The following is a 19,361-nucleotide window of genomic DNA, read 5'->3' on the forward strand; positions in this document are numbered from 1 at the left end:
GTTTGATAATCCGTCGGATGTTCAGCCAAATGCGTTTTCATTTTTGCAGCTTTTTCATCAAATTTATTCATCATTATTACCTGTTCACATGGGAATATTTCAAATAATTAACTAGCGTCGCATTAAAGATCCCTGTTCCTTTCAATTCAACTTTCTTATAGCCGGGAGCCAAAATAACTCCTTTTTGCCATGCAGGCATATAGCCAACAGCTTTAAGAAGATCGTAATTGGAGAAATCCGCAGACGGAAACACACCCTCACCGTCAATCCATGTCCCGGGATACTGCAATTTTAAATAAGGCGTGATATCAATATCTTCAATCCAGATTTCAAAATCAGAAACCTCACTTGTTACTAGAGAAATTCCGGCTTCTAAAGAGTGGCTATGGGGAACAGTTGTATGCTCATGAGGGTTTGGCGTGACGACTGTTCCATTGATTCCTAACGACGTATCATTCACGATGACATCAGCTGATTTGGTCATCCCATTTCCTGCAATCGGCATTGCAAAGGACTGGACGATGATCTTAAATTCAAAGCGTTCATAATAAATGATGTCCGGACTAACAGAAATATAAAAAGCAGCAGGATGATTCGTGTCACCCTGCCGTGTAAATTCCATACCATAGATATCTACAACTTGATTACGTCTCTGGAGCTGGCTCTGTCGATTTTCCTCCGTTCGATCCGCAACACGTTCAGCCAATCTATTCAATGCTGAATCATAAGTCATTTTCATTGCTGCTCACTCTCCCGATCTATTTTCAAATATTTTTCCAGCGTAACGCCATTCGTCTCCATACCATTTTGATCGATGTCATAGTTGATTGCTGTAATGTAAAACCAATCATCCATGCTTAGAATTTTCTTCATATAATTTGAACATTCTTCCACGATCAACTGCTGATTATCGTATAAAAGGCGAACCTTGTCGCCAATCTTGATATCGTAAGGCAATTCTTCTACCTCTAAATTGATCTTATAAGAGCGACGAGCCTGCTTTAATTTTTTGATTGCTGCATCATATGCTGTTTTCGCTGCTTTTGCCCGATCTTCTTCTGTAATTTCTTCACTATTGGTATTGAAGGGAGATAGGTCGTTAAAGCTAAATGAACCTTCAATCACTTTGCCTGATTCCAATGCAACCCCTTCAGTATCTATCACTGAATATTCGATATTATTATTGGGAGCCAGCTTTGTGAATTCAATATAGTCATAGCCGCGTTCATTGTTGATACCGTTCCTTAATATAACAACAGGAAAATCAGGGTCCTGACCGTCCTTATCTTCATAAACCTCACGCAAGCTCATGCTTGACATTCCTGAATCAGATTTTTCACCATATACTGTAACAACATTGACAACATGGTCAAATTCATGAACAATCGAAGGCTCATTAATGATTCGAATATTCTGTCTCCCAGCAGGTTTCGTGGAAAAGATATACGGCTTCTGCTCTCCAAAACTCCCTACTTCAAGCCCTCTGCCAAAATAAAAACCGACACGCCAGAAAAGATCAGGTGTTAATTCACAAGTTTTTGTCAGGCCTGCAAGCTTGTTTTGTCGACTATATACATAATCAATCACACGAGTAGCAGAATCTTCCAGATAATTCATATTCCAGCCTGGATAACGAAAATCCAAGGTACTGTAAATGTCATTGACCGTTCTATTTTTAGCAGCCAAATTCGTGGACACCTGTCGATACTCCCATTCAGAAATAACATGAGATAAGTCAATAGTTAAGGTCTCTTCAATTTTATCCAGTTCATAGCCAGTCACAATCCCGTGAAACAGCTTTTGATTGACATAAAGCTTGATTTCTTCACGTCCATTGATGAATTCCTTATACTCAATTGGCAACACAATTTGAGTCGTTGGTACATACATCAGCTCATTACTCCAGCTAAGCGTGTTCAATAACCGATTGCCGCGTTTGATCACTTTGCCGCCTTCCAGAATCTCAAAAAAGAATTTTGTATTACTTTTCGCATAGTGGTCGATTGCAGCATCAAAGGCCTGTTCAAAAATAATGATTTTATCAAAAATCAATTCATCCACAGCTGATCCGTTTGATCGAATTCCTTTGACATAAACAGCTGTTCCGTTAGGCACTTCGATGCTTATACTAAACCCAGATTTCTCCACACCGATCACGTTAGGATACGCTTCCTTCACATCCAGTCGATCCAGTATCTCTGTTTCAACTCGTGCCAGCTCTTCATCCGTTTCCGCATTGATAAAGGCAATATGCTGAATCGGCTTATCTGAACTAAAATGCCAGCCCTCTGCAAGGACCTTCCCTTCTTTGATTCCTAGTAAATCCAAGCAGCCGACATTAGTCATCGTTTCGAAAGTCTCTGTATTCCCGCCGGCACCCGGATCTTCAGGAAGATTGATCATAAATCGATACCAGCGCTGAGCAGCATCAATTCGAGTTTGCAGATGCTCCTCGCCGGCTCGTTCGAAATTTTTAAGAAACGCAATCGCTGCCTGTGCAACATCCCCGACTTTTTTATAGCCTTCCACGGTCAAAGGCTCAACTGCACTAAGCCACTGGCCATTATACATACACCAATCGATCAAGCGGCTCTGAACCTCTACAGATCGATAATCACCATTGATTCCAGCCGCTCGCAGAATATTTTGGACATACGCTCGACCATTCCTTGTTAACGGAGGAACCAATGCAGTCTGAGAACCATCCCACTGAACCAAACCATAAGCCGGACCATCTTTCTGATCAGTATCCGGATTCATCGTTCCGCCAGTTTCAACATCAATATTCCCTAAAATGCCGGCTATCGCAATTTCGTTATAGCCTTCCGGAAGAAGCACTTGGGCAATCGACCAAGCAAAACGCTCTTCCGCTGAATTCAACTCCGGCGTGCCGCTCGAACCTGAAGGATTTCGATAAATGGTAACCGGTGGATTACCACTATAGCTTCTGATTGTCGCAAAATTATCAATAGAAATTCCGCCAGGGATATTTTCTGATTTCTCATGGCAGTGAATCATATCTGTCGAATTCACAAATATCCCTGCATGCCCAAATCTTCCTCCACTCGCACCGCGAACACCCCATGAAAAAACATCTCCGCGCTGCGGGCTAGTCACCGGCTGCCAACCAATACCTTCTAAGTGACCATATAGAGAATCCGTATTTCCCATTGTTCCGGCACCTAGAAACCCACTGGCAACCAAGGAAAAATAGACGGCGCTGGAGCAATCATAATTATTAGGCCCCAGTCGATCACCCATGCTGTATCCAACAACCCCTCTGCGCTGTTCCATCCAGTTGATCATTGTTTCTATACTTGCCATTCATTGTCACCTACCTCTGAGTATTTTAGTTACTACCGCTTTTTTTCCAGTTCATGATACTTGTTGCAGATACATTAAAGTAGCTGCGTTGGTTCGCCGGATCATTAGGATCATCAGCCGCTAATACACAGCGAATGTCGCCGGTTCCGCCAAAAATTGGAATGAAACTATCATTAGCCGCACCAATTCGCATATAGTATCTCATTGTTGCTGTTTCTCCCGGCTCCAAAATAAACGCTTCTGCTGCAACCTGCTGATCATACGTAGTAGGTGCGATGAAAGGCGTCTGACCAATTTTTCTACTATCTCTGGTAACTACCACATAAGTTGCGGCCAATACTTGATCGGATTCCATCGAACAGTTGAAGGTTGAGTTGATCAGTAAAGGAACCTCTGTAATATTCTTAACCAAAATGCCCTTAAAGTCGGATGTACGAGTAAAAACGCCGGCAGGTAAATTACTTTGCTGTGTAAATTGATTAAACGCCGGAACCAAATCTCTGTCTTTGCCGCCCATTGATGTATCCGTAGTCGTCCATAAAGTCGCTGTTCCTACATAGCTGGACTGCTCCAAAGCCTTCCATTGTCCACACTCATTACAAACCATTGCCTGCTGGAAATTATTCAAGTTCGTCATGAACTCATCCATGTATTCTTTCCAATCACACACATCATAAGCCGGCAGCTTATCCTGTAACGCCCCCAGCAAACAATCCAGCATCGTATTCAAGTCCTCACAGTTATCATGAAGAACCGATAAATCTGGATTTAATCCAGTGTTATTCTGTAAACTTGTACATTCTTTTTCTGTTATTCCATTTACCACAAAATTAGGTGCAAATTCTTTCAATTCTGCACACGCTGAACAATAATCAGCCATTCTCTTCATCTCCATTTCCATAATAAAAAAGATTGTGACATTGGTATACTCAAGCTTCCTAAAACTGAATAAACAGTATTTCAGAAACTTAACCCTTCAAAAATAAGACGAACAACTCCTCAAATAGGTAAAACTACTTTGGCGTCGTCCGTCTTATTTATTTAGGTATAACACTTTCGTCACAATCTCTTTTGTCTATCTATAAAATGTTTTATTTTCTTATGCTTATATGAACATAAGAAAAAAACTTTTTACCCACATGCTTGCCTTCTTCATATTTTGAAAAAAAGCTATTATCTACCTATAAACAAGGAGAATGCTGCAGCCAGCAACGGCATCATCCTTCAAAAGCTTCATCAAGGAATGATAACTGCAATTCTCCTTATTCTTATCTAAGTACGACTTGATCATTACATCTCCATACCATTATTTTATTGCGATCAATCAGAAGACATATCAGAATCAATCTTTCTTGATACTACTATCTTACAATGAAAATAAGCCGTAAAAGTTCGGCTATCGTTCAGTCATAAAAATAGTGTCTCAAAAACGAGTTTGGAAAACAGAAAAAGAACAAAAGCAATTTGATGCTTTTGTCCTTTTTATAGTTTGCTTGAGGTTCTCGTGATTTCATTGAGTGAAAGCTGTAAGCCGTACTCTTAAATAGATATTCTATCAACCTTGATATAAACGCAAGTCATCTCACAGCAATCATGAGTCTCCACAATTACGCCATTGGTCCCTTGATGAACCAAATAGCCAAATGTATTTCCCTCTGGAATGACCAGATTATTGATATCAATAAATACTTCTGAGCAGCATTCATCCTCTAAATAATAGATTTCGCCATTTGTTGTCAGAGTCAATTTTCCATTATAGTCGCCCAAAATCTGCATGGCGTTCCCGTTGATCGTAATTATTGGATCTTTAAAACTTCCAATAAGAGTTACAGTGACATTCTCACTATCGATTGTCGTGTCACTATAAAACTGACCGGCAATAATATTCTTACAGACATCTTCCTTACAGATTTTATGTCCCAATAATTTTTCTTCACCCCAGATTTTCTTTCCGGCCTCACAGTTATAAATGATTTTATAGCTGTCTCCACACTGGCTATAGAATTTCGCTGCAATTTCTTTTTTTAATTCGCAAAGGGAGTTCTCTGCATTTAGAAAATCACATTCACATAGACATTTCACACAGGGCTCCTTCATTGGCTTTACACAAGAAACACAGCAATCCTGACATTCATCTACTTCTTTAATATCCAAACATTCAGCAAAATTACACGCACTATACGGCTGTAAAAATACTTTTCGCGGATCTGCTTTATGCCAGATTCCTTCATACAGGACTAAATCAATATCTATACTGACAGAATTTCGATCCAGCACATAGGTTTCACTAAAATCTTTGACAAAAGCATTTGTCCAAAGGAGCTGCTCTCCTTCGATTGCCCATAACTTTCCTGCAGACATTAAGTTCATCAAGACATAGTCCTTATAGATTTTCTTCTGCCCACAATCCAGTTTCCTTGTATCCAGCTTTAACGACAAGCTCAATGACTGTTCAGTTGAAAAGTGCTGTCTAGACTTGAACACTGTGTAGCTACCATGGCCAAAGCTGTATTCAGCTGTTGAGGTCTTGAAGCTGCCGCTTAAATCTGCTGATTGCAGCATTTCATAATTATCAATCACCAGCTCATTAAACTGGATATACTTTCTAGCTAATATTGTCATACCTTTCTCCTTTCGTAATGATGGTTGGCTTGGAATAAATGAAGGCAATACGGAAAAAATTGCCATAATAAAAAAAACAAGAGCTAAGTTACACTCTTGCTTTTTTTCTCAATTTCTATCAATATAAATCCAACATTACAAACCTTAGTATACATCGATTCAAGTAGTCAAAAAAATCGATTATTGTAGTTTCATTTATAAGTTTAAATGAGGGTTCAACTATTAGTCGTTGTTCAGTTCATAATAAAAATAAATTTTTAGCAAAGAAAGGAGCAAGAGCGTTTTCCCCTTGTTCCATCACTACTTTTTATTAGTTTCATAATACCATTGAACAAAGCTTACTAGCTCTTTATCAGAATAGCCTAAGCTATCTAGCACTTCTGAAAGCTCGTCAATATCAGAATTCAATAAAGTTGTTTCTACAATTCTTCCACTGCTTACATCATAATATAAAATATCTTTTGATTTCCCATCAATATTACCTTTTAATTGGAGTGTAGCTCCAGAAATCATTTCATTCTCTCCATTAAATTCAAACATTAACTCAAAATAATCATTATCGATTCCCTTTTCTCTAGTAAATGTCAAGTCACCATATTCAACTTGAAGTAGAATTTCAACGCCTTCTTCTTCCAATTTTTTTCCATTTCCTGCATCTGCTGATCAGAGCCTTGCTCAATACTGGAATTCTTATTATCTCCATCATTTTGTCCTGAGCTGCAAGCAGAAAAACTCACAGTGATCCCCAGTAGCAAACAGACTAACATAATTTTTTTCACTTTATTTCCCTCCTAAATCAATACCGTTACTTCCAGTGTAACATAGTATCTTCTTTAGAATGCATACCTTTTGAAGACAGTCATAGATTTACTGAAAAGAACAGGAAAGGAACAAGAGCTGTTTCTCTCTTGTTCCCAAATACATATCACTAATTATTATCGTAATACCACACTACGAGTTTCAATAACTCTTGATCCGAGCAGTCAAGACTTTCTAATAATTCTGCTAATGCCTGAATATCTGTGTTTCTTCCAGAAAATTCAACGATGCGACCACTACTAACCCTATAATGTAAAGCATCTTTGTCTTCTCCGTCAATATTTCCTCTTAAAACAAGCTGTATTTGAAGTACTTCACTAGTATTTGAACTCATTACAAAATCCATTGTAAAATAATCATAATCAATACTTTTTTCTCTTGTAAGTTCTATAAAATTACCAACACGTCTGATTTCCACACCTTTTTCTTCCAATTTTTCTTCCAATTCCTGTTCTTCATTTGATATCTCTACACTGCTCACTTCCGTATTTTGGATAATAGTTGAGGAAGCGGTTTGCGTCTCTTCATTTTTCTCAGTTTGACCACAAGAAGCAAGTAGCATAGATAGGCTAATTATGGTAACCCCAAAGAATATCTTTTTCATTTTCTTTCCTCCTCATTACAATAAATACAACTATTTTTAGTGTATCATACTATTCTTTTAGAAGAAAATAAATACTGAGTTTTTTTATATTTACCAACTTTTTCTTTTAACCTCATCTACTTACTTAAACAACGAAACATTTATATTATCTCAAAAAACGACTAGCTCGTTTCAAAATATAATCAGCATTACCTCCATTTACATTTTGAGTAACTCTATTAGCATTATTCGTTGTGTGATTGATATTGTTGACCACTGTAGATACTGCTGGAGTAAGTCCTTGAACACTAAAGCGACTCGTCATTGTCCTAAATGCTCCTTGGACATCCAAATTATTTACTCGCTTCATGAAGTCAATACCAAAGGTACTAACAGCAGAACGACGTTGGACAAACTCTCCTGGAGTCAACATTGCTGGTACAGTATCCGTTCCTTTTCTCTTAAAAATACTAGCTAAGCCTTTAGCATAGCCACTTTCTACAATACCACCTGTTGCTAAATTCAGAGGTCTTCCACCTGCATAACTAGATCCATTTGAATTATTACTCGGAGTAGGCCCATTACTTGTTGCAGTCATACTAACACTGACAGACAGGCCTTCTACTGCATCTTTGATTCCATTTACTAAAGAATTTCCAAGAGCTATCCCTGCATCTCTGAATTTTGTCATTGTAGATGAATCACTTTTTCCGAGATCATTGATTACTGTGTCCATCTCTTTTGAGATGTTTTTAATCGCTTCTATCAATCCTTTAGTAAGACCATCTTTATACGCAGTTCCTACAGATTCAAATTCAGATATCAGATTTTTAAGAGTTGTATTAATGAGTGTTGTAAACTCACTTCCAATTGTTTCTACTGGTTTATCTGCATTGTATTGAGCCATAATTTCAGTTGCAAAATCTTTACCAAACTGAGTAAATCTAGGAATCAAATCCTCTAACTTGCCTGCTAGAGTCGTAAAAACTTCCGCACTACTAGTAATCGTGGCAGCGTTATCTTGATTTTCTTTATCAGTAACAAACTTCTGAAGTTCTCCTAAGCATTGCTTAACAGCAGTCACTTTGTCTTGAAAATCTGTAAATTTTATTTGGGGAACATTTTGAATATCTGTTATTAAAGCATTCATTAGCCCAACTTTCTTAGTTGCGTCATCGATTTGTTCCTCAAAGGATTCAGCTGCAAAGGATTCAGTCCCCAATGTTCCTATCTGTTCTCTTTGCTTTGTCATTTCATCTATAAATCCAGTTTCTCCCCCAGTGACTTCACCGGTTGCTTCTACCTTTGTACCAAATTTTAATGAATTGACTATGCCTACGGCTTGCTCAAGCGCTTCAATACTTGGAATGAATTCTTTAGTAATGTTTTCTGTATTGAAACTAAAATCTAAAGCTTCTTCTAAAGCCTTGCCCATTAAATTCAACTTCTCTAACTTACCTACTGCATCTGTTATTGGTGAAGTCAGCTCATCCCAAGACTCAAAAGCAACTAATTCTCCGTCCTTTTTTGGTCTGAAATCTGTTGTCAGCACTTTGCTAATTGTATCTTGTATCAAACGGACTCTATCTTCAAACGTTGAAAAGCTAGTTTCATCAAAAGGAAATTTCAATGCATTATCAAGTTGGGTCCCCATTTCATTCACTTTTTCTAATTTATCAATGGCCTGCTGAATGTCATGTTCCATTGTCCATGTCCAATCAGGCATAACCGATCGTGTTCCATCTGCTTCTTTTGGAGTGAAATCTGTTGACATTATTTTCTTAATTGCATCTTTAATACTGTCCATAGTAGTTTCAAATTGACTTACCGTTGTTTCATCAAAAGTAAAGCCTAAAGCAGTCTCCAAATGCCCAACTAGTTGGCTTAACAAATCTGCCTTATTTACTGCATCCTGCAACGTTGTTCCATTTAGATCTATAGAAATATCAAGCTTCTCAAATTCTTTGATAACATCCTCAATATTTTGCAGCTTAGTTGTTACATCAGGATAATTTAACGTTGTCTTTTCAATTTTCTTAAGATTCTCTGCAATGTTGGCTAGGCTTTCAACATAGTTCTTTGCATCATTTGCCTTATCTCCATCGATATCGCCACCAAAAGCCCAAGTCCAAGCATCACCAAAAATTCCTTTTGTTTTACTTAGATAGCTAAAAGTACTTTGAAGTACTTCGATTTTTTCTTGTAAGCCATCGGGATCCTTTATTTCTATTTTTTCAAGCTCTTTGACTGATTCTGCAACAGAAGCTAAGCTTTTAATTGCTTCAGCAGCATCTCCCCCAGTAGTTGTATCAATTTTTTGGCCAGTGACAGTCTTAATAAATTCTCCAACAGAGCCAGCACCTTTTTGAAGATAATCAAAGACTTGTTGAATATCATTGATTTTTGCTTCGATATCATCTGGAATCGTTATCTCATCAAATTTCTTCAACTCTTGTCCGACTTCGATCAGTTTTAAAATACCTTCTGCTGCAACTGCTGTATTGATTGTTCCCATGGCGCTCTTAAATAGATCAAATGCACTGGCAAGACTGGATTGTGTAAAGTAACCAATCGCCTTCGCAATATTTTCAATTTTTGTTTTTACACCATCTATATCTTCTGGAACATTTTTATCCAGCTGAGCAATAGCTTCTGAAGTGTGGATCAGTTCTTCGGCTACAGCGTATACGGTAGCTAGACCCGCTCCAGCGATCAAAGCTCCGATTCCCGATGAAGTCAGCGCACCAACAACACCAACAAGGACACTCATACCACCGATTGCAACGCCGATGCTTCCGAGCTTCTCAGCTACTTTACCAATATCTCGTGGAACTTTTTTATCAATTTGGCCTAACGCATCAGCTGCCTTTCCTAGGAGATCCGTGATTCCACTGATCAGCTCCAGCCCTGTCTTCGTTCCCTTGAACTTAGTTGCTACAGCACCGGCAATAACGACTAATGCACCCATTCCTAAAATGGCGATACCCATATTCCCAAGCTTATCAATCATCGAACCAAATCCAGAGGGAACTTTTTTATCGATTTTCCCCATCGCATCAGCGGCTTTTCCTAACAACGTGGTTATTTCACTTATAAGTTCCAAACCGGCTTTCGCACCCTTGAACTTAGTTGCTGCAACATCTGCAATGACAACCAATGCGCCCATTCCTAAAATGGCGATACCCATGCTTGCCAATTTAGAGACCATCGAACCTAAATCTGATGAGATCTTGCTTGAAATCTCTCCCATTGCTTCTGCTGCTTTTCCAAGTAAATCCGTAATTTCACTGATCAACTCAATTCCGGCCTTCGCACCTTTGAATTCAGTCGCCACTAAATCAGCAATGACTACTAACGCACCCATTCCCAGAATGGCAATACCCATGCTTGCCAGTTTGGACACCATTGAACCTAAGTCAGACGGTACCTTTTCATTGATGACCTCCATTGCTTCTGCAGTCTCTCCCAGTAGACCAATGATCTCTTTTATCATTTCTAAACCAGCCGTTGCTTGATCTGAAAACTTAGCTGACAGTCCTCCTGCCAGTGCAACCAAAGCGCCCATTCCAAGTAATGCGATACCCATACTTGCTAATTTGGAGACCATTGAACCAAAATCAGATGGAACTTTAGCATCGATTAGCTCCATTGTTTTCGCTGTTTCCTCCAACAATACACCTATCAGCTTGATTGTTGCAAAACCAGCAAGTGCTGCCAGTGGGAATGTAACTACTAATGCCCCTGCTATCCCTACTAACAGACCCATTCCCACAATCGCTGCCCCCATAGCTAATAGCTTGGACAGCATCGAGTCAAGATTGGATGGAACATTTTTCTCGATTTTCTCTATATGTTTTGATGCGGTTTGAATGCTGATTGATATCTCTTTAAGCGACTTCAGTTCCTCAACCTTTGAGGTAAGAACACTCATATCAAAGTCCATTTTTGTCTGGATATTCATGCTGATCTCGCCCTTGATACTAGGCAAGGAGATGCTTTGAAGTGCTCCAAGCTGCTGCATTTTTTCGCTTAATCGGTCGATTTCTGAGATTGCTTGTTGAACACCATCCATCTCAATATGGAGAACAGCTTTTCTACCATTCAAATAATCAAGCTCTCTATTCAGCTTGATCAACACTGCTTCAGCATGCAGCAACTGATCGATTGAAACCAATAATTTTACTTTTCTTGCTTGCAGCCGATTCATTTGCAAGGTAACATTGGAAATTTTCTTTGCTGTATAATCCAGTTGTGATGTATCTGTTTGGAGTTTTGCTTTTTGAGTAGACAGCTTTTTCAATTGATTGTTAATTGCCTTAACTGATTTCTCAGCTTGTTTCAATTTCTCTACATTTTTCTGGATACCCGGCAGCTGCTTTTGCAGCTTTTTAAGCTGAGTATTGACTTTGGACAGTTCCTTTTGAACTTCCTTTGAATTACTATCAATGTCTATTGATATTTTTTCTACAGCCACTCTGCCGCCTCCTTTCTATAGTTGTAATGAATAAGCATGATAAGTAATCTATCCTACTTGTTTATTAGAACCTTTTTTCGACAAACAAAAAGGTATGAGCAAAACACTCATACCTTTTACTTCCTAGTCTAATTCTTATCATGGTAACACTGGACAAATTCAAAAAGGCTATTGGATTAAAGTAAATCAAGAATCTACATAGAATTCTCAAAGATTAAACACCAGCTACTTTCTGAAGTTTACTTCTATAGCCATAAGCTGCTCATAAAATCTTCCAGTTCACAATACGCCATTTAATAATACAATTGTAAAAAGAATCTTAATATGAATAGTCCGTGATTCGTTCATATGGCTACTATATAAAAAACAAAAAAGAGTTCGGGAATCAAGTGTGCCCAAACTCTTTTTATAATAGAAGTCTCCTGTTGAATCATCTAAATCAGCGCCTATATCCTCTTGTAGAGTTCCAGCATTAATCTGCCAGATCTTCATTTGTATAGAACAGCACCGCATATTCTCTTGGTTTTTTGACTTTTCGTTTCGTCTCATTCCCCAGTGACTTCCATTCCAGAAAGTTCTTATAGCTTTCCTCATTCGCATATTGTCCATAAGCCACCAGCAGTTCCGCAACTCCCCAGTGATCCATGATCACATTAGGACGCTGCGATAGTATTTTTGCTACATAATGAGCCATGTACGTATAGATGTTCAGGTTGGCAAAAAATGATTGCGTCTCCTCTTCTACTGTTGTCTCATTTTCGCAGGATCTTCTATAGATTACCCGAAAAAAACGTCTGCTTCATTGAAGACTTCCGGATGGTTATCCATGATTTTGTTCAGATTTTCGATAACAGAGAATGGCAGCATGTACTCACCCAGCTGATCATCGATTCCAAGAAATGTTGCGACCAAGTTATAGATGGCTAAATGGACCTCATCGCCGGCACCAATAAAGATTGACAGCAGCTCTTCCTTTTCAAACCCTTCAACATCCCCATTCTCTTTCAGTTTGTTGAAAAATGGTGTGATTTTCATAATTGCATCAACGATTTTCAAATCTGAACGAGGAGTGATCGATACGTCTTCAAAATTTACGCTGAATACATAAAATGGACCTACTTCTTTTGCCCCCTCAGGTTTTTCTTCAAAAAAGTCCTGTGGTACACGGAATTTCATACTGTAGTCAGCCTGCTTTACTTCTGTTTTATTTGCATCTCCAATCACCGAAATTTCTTGGTCCTTTACAACCGCAAACGGTGTTTCATCTTCATTCGTTTTCTTCAATTTATCACTGATCGCTAAAAAATCAGCGGCTTTCATGCCTTTTTCTCCCATATCTCTGTTCCTCCTAAAATTTAAATTATCAGAATCTGAGATAAAGTGATCTCAGTTATTCAACTACACATTTTCATCAAGCAATAAACGGAAACAGAGAGTGTTTTGAAATAATCATAATTGAATTTGCTTGATGTAAAATAATAAAAATACCTCTGTCTCCGTTTCAAATCAATTATTCAGTAATACGGTACATTTCAAAGAAGTTGCCGTTTTTATCACGTTGTACGGAAATAGTGAACTCAAAAGTTGTTTCTTCATTATTCACTGTTCCAGGGAATGATGTAATCAAAACGTTGTTGTATACATAGTTCTGTTTCACGCCATCTGTTTGTTCCTGAGTGAATGACATACGAACACGGCGTTCATCCAGAGAAGCTTCGCTTCCAACAAAGTGCTCAACATCCACTGTTTTCGGATAGCTGATAACAATTGCTTTTCCAACTAATGATTCATGGAATAAGATTTTTCCGGAATCCAGAACGATAAATTGTTTTTCATTGATATCAACAACTACCGGTGTATTTACACGACTCAATAATGATTCAGTCACGTTACAGATATCAGCAATTGCCGCTGTAGTAAAGGCACACTCGTCCATATTCATATCAGCAAGCTGAACATATCCATAAGTTACCCCATCGATTTCTGTAGAAGAAATTGTTCGCTCTGTTGTTTGGATCAACCAGCCCGTTGTTTGCTCGCCTTTTGACATCAATGGATTCAATTTCCAATAGTTCGCTGTAGCGCTTTTACCAGTCAAAGTACGTTCAATTGCGATGCTTGTCGCATCGTAGCCGGCACCAAAGCAGCTCGCTTCAACTGGATCAACAGTCATTTCACCGGCAAATTCATCGATACAGCCGATTTTAACAACATCGTTCACTTCAAAATCTTCGATACTGTTGTATACGTAAATTGAAGAGAAACCTACTGTACCAATTACTGTATCCTCCGGAGTTGCTTCAGCCTTAAGGATGATCCCGCCTTCGCTTGCCATCCAGCCTGTACCTTTTTGTTCTTCCGGCACTTTGGAAAGGTCAATAACAACTGGATGGAAGCCAGCTTCTTTCACAATGATTTCTTTTTTATATACATCTGCATTCGTCTGACCTTGATCAGAAATATCAGAAACTGCAGTATCTAGTTGATACGTCCCCGCTGCTGGGAAATGAACATAATACGTGATCACACCCGCTGCGAAGTCTGTTGCATCTGCATTTACTGCAAAAGTAGCACTTGAAGCTGTTCCTACGCCATTCATAACCGTTAATGTCCCAGAATTTTTACAGCCCTCTGCAAGACAATTGAATGAATCTTTGGGAATGCTGTATGCATTGAATGCAGCGCTTGTTCCAGTATAGTCAATATAATTCTTTGTGTTCACTTTCACGCAGCTGTCGATATCAGCAAGTACCGCAAAGTCAACCTCTACCAGTTTATTTAGTGATTTCATTCCGATTTTGGAAATTAATGTATCATTTGCACATCTTGTCATTTATAATTCCTCCTATTATTGGTTGTTTTGAACGACACGCGTAGCATCTCGTTCGTATCTTCTACCGCTTTTTTGATTCAATGTCTGCAGCTTTCCTTGAATAAATGCCTGTACATCTACAGCATCCTTCTTAGTCACTTCTTTTGTCTTTTTTTCTTTTGCCATTTTCTTTCCTCCTATGTTTTACCGTTGAATACGGCTTTTTATTTATGAGCGGATCTTCTGACTCAGCAGAGATTCGGACACCATTAATCAGCCAGGTTCATTTACCCTATGATGGACAAACCATCATGTGACAAGATAGATACCTGATAAATCTGGAAGTTACTCATCTTTTTATGATTTTCCTGATGCATGTTCATCATAAATAAAATGGTTTTATCTTCTCATTTTCTGTACCAGCTGTCTTTATTCTTTCAAACAGCCAGCTTATGGATTTCATTGCCATACCACGTATTCCTTCATTGGATCTATACTTCTTTAAATAGCATAGTGGAGCCTTTACCTGAGCCGTAGCTTTGCTCCAACAAAAATTGACCGTCACGCTCGTTCATTGTATATACTTCCCCGGCATGGAAGGTTCTAGCCTGACCACTTGGCAGTACCAGCCTCTTTTCCCTTTGGAAAGTGTATTTAGATACTCGCCTACTCCCACACGAAGAGCAGCCGGATTTCTTTTCTTGACTTTTGATTCCCATGAATTGAATGTTCATTCCACAGACCTCCTGTTTTAAGATAGTTATGCCTCAACTGTTTATCCGATAAAATCCGTTCAGACGTCTATTTCTTCCGATTCAGCCTCTATTATCTCTACAACTGGATAAGAAATTCTTTTTGCTCGCCCACCACAGGATTTACAAAAATGTTCTGTATAATTGATTTTTAAGGCCTTCAGCTCATTTACCAAGTGTTCAGAATACCGCCTGTCGATTTTGGCATTTTTCAGTGAGCGGATAAATAGCTGATCCTCATTCAGTTCATAAGCCTGCCCCGGCTCCAAGCGAATATGAATATAGGTTGATTTTCCGTCTTGATTTTGAGCAACATTCAATGTTGTTGCAGTTTTGATTGGATCAATCAATTTATAATATCTAGCCATACGCAATAACCATTTCCGCTGTCTTCATCAGTAAAATATTTGCCTTCACAGAATCATCTCAACCTTTCTCTTACAAAATTTTTCATTCTTTTGTCTTTCAAAAACAACTGTCTGCAGCTATTTTTTTAGGTTTCTCTCATTAATTATTGTTTGTAGGAAGTCTTTCACACACTTGTTTCTGACTTTAGAAGCACACTATTTGTTTCCAACATGGAGCGTTTGAAAGCCGTTCAATGGATGATTGATGCTGTGCTTACCTTGTTACTTCTATTTCCATTATTTTTGAGAGAAACTGTACTCTTTTTCACTCATTGAAAAAGATGAATGATTGATTGGATTCTTCAGACATATCATTCACTAAAACAACTTATATAAACCTCCTCCTAGTTTGTTCCAAACATTCCAATGAATGTCTGCTTTTAGGGTGTCTGCCACACACTGATCTATATAATCGCAGATAAACTTCCAGCCGCTTTTTGCTCAATTGGCGATCAATAAGGTTCATCTGACGGAATTTTTCAACACAGCAACGATGCCTCTTAATCAGTAAAGCTATTGATAACACTTCGAGGCTTTTCTGTTCCATAATTCTAAAAACAGATGTCTATCAAATAACCACCGGGCTTTATATTCAAGCTGTGCATACTCGTTGACTGGAAGAGATTAAAATAGTAAGTTTTGGGCTTCCATCAGTCGAGTCCTGCATTTCTTGATGTCACTATCTTATAATGAATTTCTACTTCTAAAATCCGTAAATCATTCGTTTTTTTTACCGATCAACTTATTCCAACTAGCTGTTATTCCTGAAAAATGGATTGAGAGCAATGATCATGGATATCTTTTTTAGAAGTGGCGATTGCAATATAGCAGCAGCCTTTCTGTAAAAATGAACCTAGAATCTATGAGGCATCTATTGATTGAAAAGGATTATCTAAGTCAATTTATTTGGGCCTTCATCAATCGATACCGTTGTTCATATTTTCTTGATAATACTATTTTATAGTGAAAATACCGTTCAAAAATCCGTGAATCGTCCGTGAATCCAGCTTAGATATTTAAGTTCAAATCTTTAGCTACTTCTAAAAAAAAGCGATCCCTCAGCTCAAAGGCTTTGGTTCTTCCCACAAAAATCAACCCATTTGTTATTAGTCCCTGAATTGTATATTTCGGCATCCTCCGCATATAAAGCTCTCGTATGATCACTTTTGTATCTTCACAGCATTCGTCTAATAGATTGGCAACAACCTGCTTGTTGCGTTCCAATCCCAGAAGCCGCTGATCCTGCTCAATCGTGATCATCATATTGTCTTGATGGTCATAACTGGATTTATTTCCTCGAATATCTGCATTCAGATCACTTTCTCGATGAGGATAGCGAAGCTCCTCCTCTCGTTGCTTGATATATTCATTAATTCGGGGATAGTCCGCAAGAATATCCTTGATATAGTTAAATGTCGATTTTCGCATAAGAACAGCTCCTTTTTTTAAATAATACTTTTCCCAATTTCTTGGACTCTATGAACAGTTTCTTCATTGTTCATCCAGTCCTCCCGACAAATCATTTTATAAATTGATTTCATCTTGTTAGGAACATCGGGGTCCCTTTCTGTTGGACATTCCCAGTCCTTGAAATCAGCAGATACAACATTTAAGATAGATATGTCCAATGTCTCTTGCAGTTTCAGGATATTTGTTAATGTGGGATTCAGTCTCTTCTCTATTGCCAACTTCGCATTAACACCAACCAACTCTTGCCAATTCAACTCCTTATCGTTTCGAAGCTCATCTATTACTTCCCAAAACTCTTCCACTGTTTCTATCGTTTTCATCACTTTATCCTCCTACTTTATATTTTCAACTGATTAGGATTATCCTGATTTCGTAATGTACACAGTTGTTCTTTCTCATTGATTATCATCATTCTTTCTATATACTGTCGGGCCTCTATCAACGGTTTATGTATGTAGTACCACTGGTCTGCCTGAACTTTCGCTTTCTGCAGCAATTTTTTTCGTTTCAATTACCGTTCCTCATTTCCTGTAAGAAAATCAATTAGATTGATTAAGCGGATGATTACACCACTTTTAAACCTACTCCATTTTTTCCATAGCCGCTCTTCTGAAATATTGAGGCACTCTCCAATAATCCAACCAGTGATTAAGGGATAGACTGTCAATAAAAATAAATACCCATCTTTTCTTATAAGCAAAGTGCTGATGCTCATAATCAAAATCACTAATGCTAAAGTAATTCGTGTACTATACTTCATCTATCATTCCTTCTTTCTATTTCTCTTTGTACAGTTTTCTTGATTTTTGAATTAAAAAAATATGATCCTATTTCTCTACTGTGTATCTCTAACAATTGACAGATTTCTTCGATTTGAGCTTGATCAAAAAAGGAGTTTCCAGCGATTCTCGCAAGCCACATATCCTTATCCATACTGATTTCTCTAACAAAATTCTCCTGAGATCCAAAGATATCAATAACTCTTTTTTCAAGCTTTATATAATTAAATACAATTGCTTTCAACGCTTCCCCCTCCAATAACAATTCAATAAATCAAGTTTTCTTGACAAACCTAGTGTAACATCTCCAATATCTACTGTCAAGAAAAACTGGACAAATTACGAATTTTCTTGATTTTTAGTCAAGATTTCTCTATAATCCTTAGTAGGGGGTACGTTAGAATGAAAAAATTTTCATTTGCTGAGCGCTTAAGACAAGCGCTAGATGCAAGAAATATGAAGCAAATCACATTATCTGAAAAAAGCGGTGTTTCTCGTTCCTTGATCAGCGCCTATCTAAAAGGAGATTACGAAGCAAAACAAGACAATATTTATTTTCTTGCAAAAGCCTTGAATGTAAACGAAGCTTGGCTGATGGGATTTGAAAATGTAGCGATGGAACGTTCCGATGAGCTGCAATCCGATGATTTATTTATTGAAGCAGCAAGCGATCTTCTATTAGATACTGACAACAAATATAATGAATTACTAAAGAAACTGGTTCAGTTGGATGAAAAGGATCTTATTGTTGTAGAAAACTTAGTTGATTCACTATTGAAAATAAAGGACTAAAAAGAGGCTGAGACAGAAGTGTTTAGCTACAAGCAATAAGCCGGAATTCACGAAAATTGTTTCACAAATTTTTGTTGAATTCCGGCTTATTGTCGTAGGAGCTACTTCTGACTCGCCGTTTATTCGGATTTAGGGTATGGAAAAGAGTGGCAACAGATTATTGTCCCACTCTCTAACTAATTAGCTCTTCATTTTCTTTCTTTTTATTGTAATTAATAGCTTATAAATTTTCTCCAACAACACACTATCAGACATCTCTTGAATTATCTGACAAATTTCTTTTTTATAATTCATGCTAACGTCCCTTTCTTTTTTCCTTTTTTGGGTCTGGTTAAAAGACAGGGTTTGAATCAGCTATTATTCCCCCTTCTTTATAAAAATGCAATTTCCTATTGCGTAATTACCAATTACGTAATATACTATAATTAGTAATTAAAAACCACAAAGTAATTCTCAATTACATATTTTATTGTATCAGGTAACCGTAAATTACGCAAGACATTTAAGTAAAAATATAAGGAGAAAAA

20 protein-coding genes are annotated in these 19,361 nt (G+C 37.9%); 1 reads left to right on the plus strand and 19 read right to left on the minus strand.

What is annotated here, in order from left to right:
• Positions 1 to 76: 76 nt before the first annotated feature.
• The 19 genes from I6N96_RS02270 to I6N96_RS02355 form a co-directional block, all read right to left on the minus strand.
• On the minus strand, positions 77 to 739 hold the full coding sequence (locus tag I6N96_RS02270; protein WP_245186805.1) for a hypothetical protein: 663 nt from the start codon (positions 737 to 739) through the stop codon (positions 77 to 79).
• Entirely contained in the window at positions 736 to 3,324 is a 2,589-nt protein-coding gene (locus I6N96_RS02275; RefSeq protein ID WP_209555876.1) for a phage tail tip lysozyme, read from the minus strand. The genes I6N96_RS02270 and I6N96_RS02275 overlap by 4 nt, the downstream gene beginning before the upstream one ends.
• Before the next feature lie 25 nt (positions 3,325 to 3,349).
• Positions 3,350 to 4,204: a hypothetical protein gene (locus tag I6N96_RS19695; protein WP_245186806.1), complete on the minus strand. Its 855-nt coding sequence runs from the start codon at positions 4,202 to 4,204 to the stop codon at positions 3,350 to 3,352.
• 659 nt (positions 4,205 to 4,863) lie between these two features.
• Positions 4,864 to 5,946 (minus strand): hypothetical protein, encoded by a 1,083-nt coding sequence (locus I6N96_RS02285; RefSeq protein WP_209555877.1) that lies wholly within the window; start codon positions 5,944 to 5,946, stop codon positions 4,864 to 4,866.
• Positions 5,947 to 6,246: 300 nt separating this feature from the next.
• Positions 6,247 to 6,582: a hypothetical protein gene (locus tag I6N96_RS02290; RefSeq protein WP_245186807.1), complete on the minus strand. Its 336-nt coding sequence runs from the start codon at positions 6,580 to 6,582 to the stop codon at positions 6,247 to 6,249.
• Positions 6,531 to 6,725 (minus strand): outer membrane protein assembly factor BamD, encoded by a 195-nt coding sequence (locus I6N96_RS19700; RefSeq protein WP_245186808.1) that lies wholly within the window; start codon positions 6,723 to 6,725, stop codon positions 6,531 to 6,533. Before I6N96_RS19700 ends, I6N96_RS02290 begins: the two co-directional genes overlap by 52 nt.
• A 149-nt stretch (positions 6,726 to 6,874) precedes the next feature.
• Positions 6,875 to 7,369, minus strand: a complete 495-nt coding sequence (locus I6N96_RS02295; RefSeq protein WP_209555878.1) for a hypothetical protein — start codon at positions 7,367 to 7,369, stop codon at positions 6,875 to 6,877.
• A gap of 145 nt (positions 7,370 to 7,514) precedes the next feature.
• Positions 7,515 to 11,822 carry a phage tail tape measure protein gene (locus tag I6N96_RS02300; protein WP_209555879.1) on the minus strand — a complete coding sequence of 1,436 codons (4,308 nt, stop codon included), beginning with the start codon at positions 11,820 to 11,822 and terminating at the stop codon, positions 7,515 to 7,517.
• 472 nt (positions 11,823 to 12,294) lie between these two features.
• On the minus strand, positions 12,295 to 12,516 hold the full coding sequence (locus tag I6N96_RS02305) for a hypothetical protein (RefSeq protein ID WP_209555880.1): 222 nt from the start codon (positions 12,514 to 12,516) through the stop codon (positions 12,295 to 12,297).
• Between the two features lie 83 nt (positions 12,517 to 12,599).
• Entirely contained in the window at positions 12,600 to 13,157 is a 558-nt protein-coding gene (locus I6N96_RS02310) for a hypothetical protein (protein WP_209555881.1), read from the minus strand.
• A gap of 175 nt (positions 13,158 to 13,332) precedes the next feature.
• Positions 13,333 to 14,655, minus strand: coding sequence for a hypothetical protein (locus I6N96_RS02315; protein ID WP_209555882.1), 1,323 nt, complete (start codon positions 14,653 to 14,655; stop codon positions 13,333 to 13,335).
• 15 nt (positions 14,656 to 14,670) lie between these two features.
• Positions 14,671 to 14,820 carry a hypothetical protein gene (locus I6N96_RS02320; RefSeq protein ID WP_209555883.1) on the minus strand — a complete coding sequence of 50 codons (150 nt, stop codon included), beginning with the start codon at positions 14,818 to 14,820 and terminating at the stop codon, positions 14,671 to 14,673.
• Between the two features lie 305 nt (positions 14,821 to 15,125).
• Entirely contained in the window at positions 15,126 to 15,368 is a 243-nt protein-coding gene (locus tag I6N96_RS02325; protein WP_209555884.1) for a hypothetical protein, read from the minus strand.
• 59 nt (positions 15,369 to 15,427) lie between these two features.
• Entirely contained in the window at positions 15,428 to 15,754 is a 327-nt protein-coding gene (locus I6N96_RS02330) for a hypothetical protein (protein WP_209555885.1), read from the minus strand.
• Between the two features lie 1,047 nt (positions 15,755 to 16,801).
• Positions 16,802 to 17,221 (minus strand): DUF722 domain-containing protein, encoded by a 420-nt coding sequence (locus I6N96_RS02335; protein ID WP_209555886.1) that lies wholly within the window; start codon positions 17,219 to 17,221, stop codon positions 16,802 to 16,804.
• Between the two features lie 17 nt (positions 17,222 to 17,238).
• Positions 17,239 to 17,583: a hypothetical protein gene (locus I6N96_RS02340; RefSeq protein WP_209555887.1), complete on the minus strand. Its 345-nt coding sequence runs from the start codon at positions 17,581 to 17,583 to the stop codon at positions 17,239 to 17,241.
• 17 nt (positions 17,584 to 17,600) lie between these two features.
• A complete protein-coding gene (locus I6N96_RS02345) occupies positions 17,601 to 17,774 on the minus strand; it encodes a hypothetical protein (protein WP_209555888.1) in 174 nt (57 codons plus the stop codon).
• Positions 17,775 to 18,023, minus strand: a complete 249-nt coding sequence (locus I6N96_RS02350; RefSeq protein WP_209555889.1) for a hypothetical protein — start codon at positions 18,021 to 18,023, stop codon at positions 17,775 to 17,777.
• A complete protein-coding gene (locus tag I6N96_RS02355; protein ID WP_209555890.1) occupies positions 18,020 to 18,286 on the minus strand; it encodes a DUF739 family protein in 267 nt (88 codons plus the stop codon). The genes I6N96_RS02350 and I6N96_RS02355 overlap by 4 nt, the downstream gene beginning before the upstream one ends.
• A 158-nt stretch (positions 18,287 to 18,444) precedes the next feature.
• Between I6N96_RS02355 and I6N96_RS02360 the strand changes: the two genes are divergently transcribed.
• Positions 18,445 to 18,834 (plus strand): helix-turn-helix domain-containing protein, encoded by a 390-nt coding sequence (locus I6N96_RS02360; protein WP_209555891.1) that lies wholly within the window; start codon positions 18,445 to 18,447, stop codon positions 18,832 to 18,834.
• Positions 18,835 to 19,361 lie beyond the last annotated feature (527 nt).

The sequence above is a fragment of the Enterococcus larvae genome (assembly GCF_017830045.1).
In the GTDB taxonomy this organism is placed as follows: Bacteria; Bacillota; Bacilli; order Lactobacillales; family Enterococcaceae; genus Enterococcus_L; species Enterococcus_L larvae.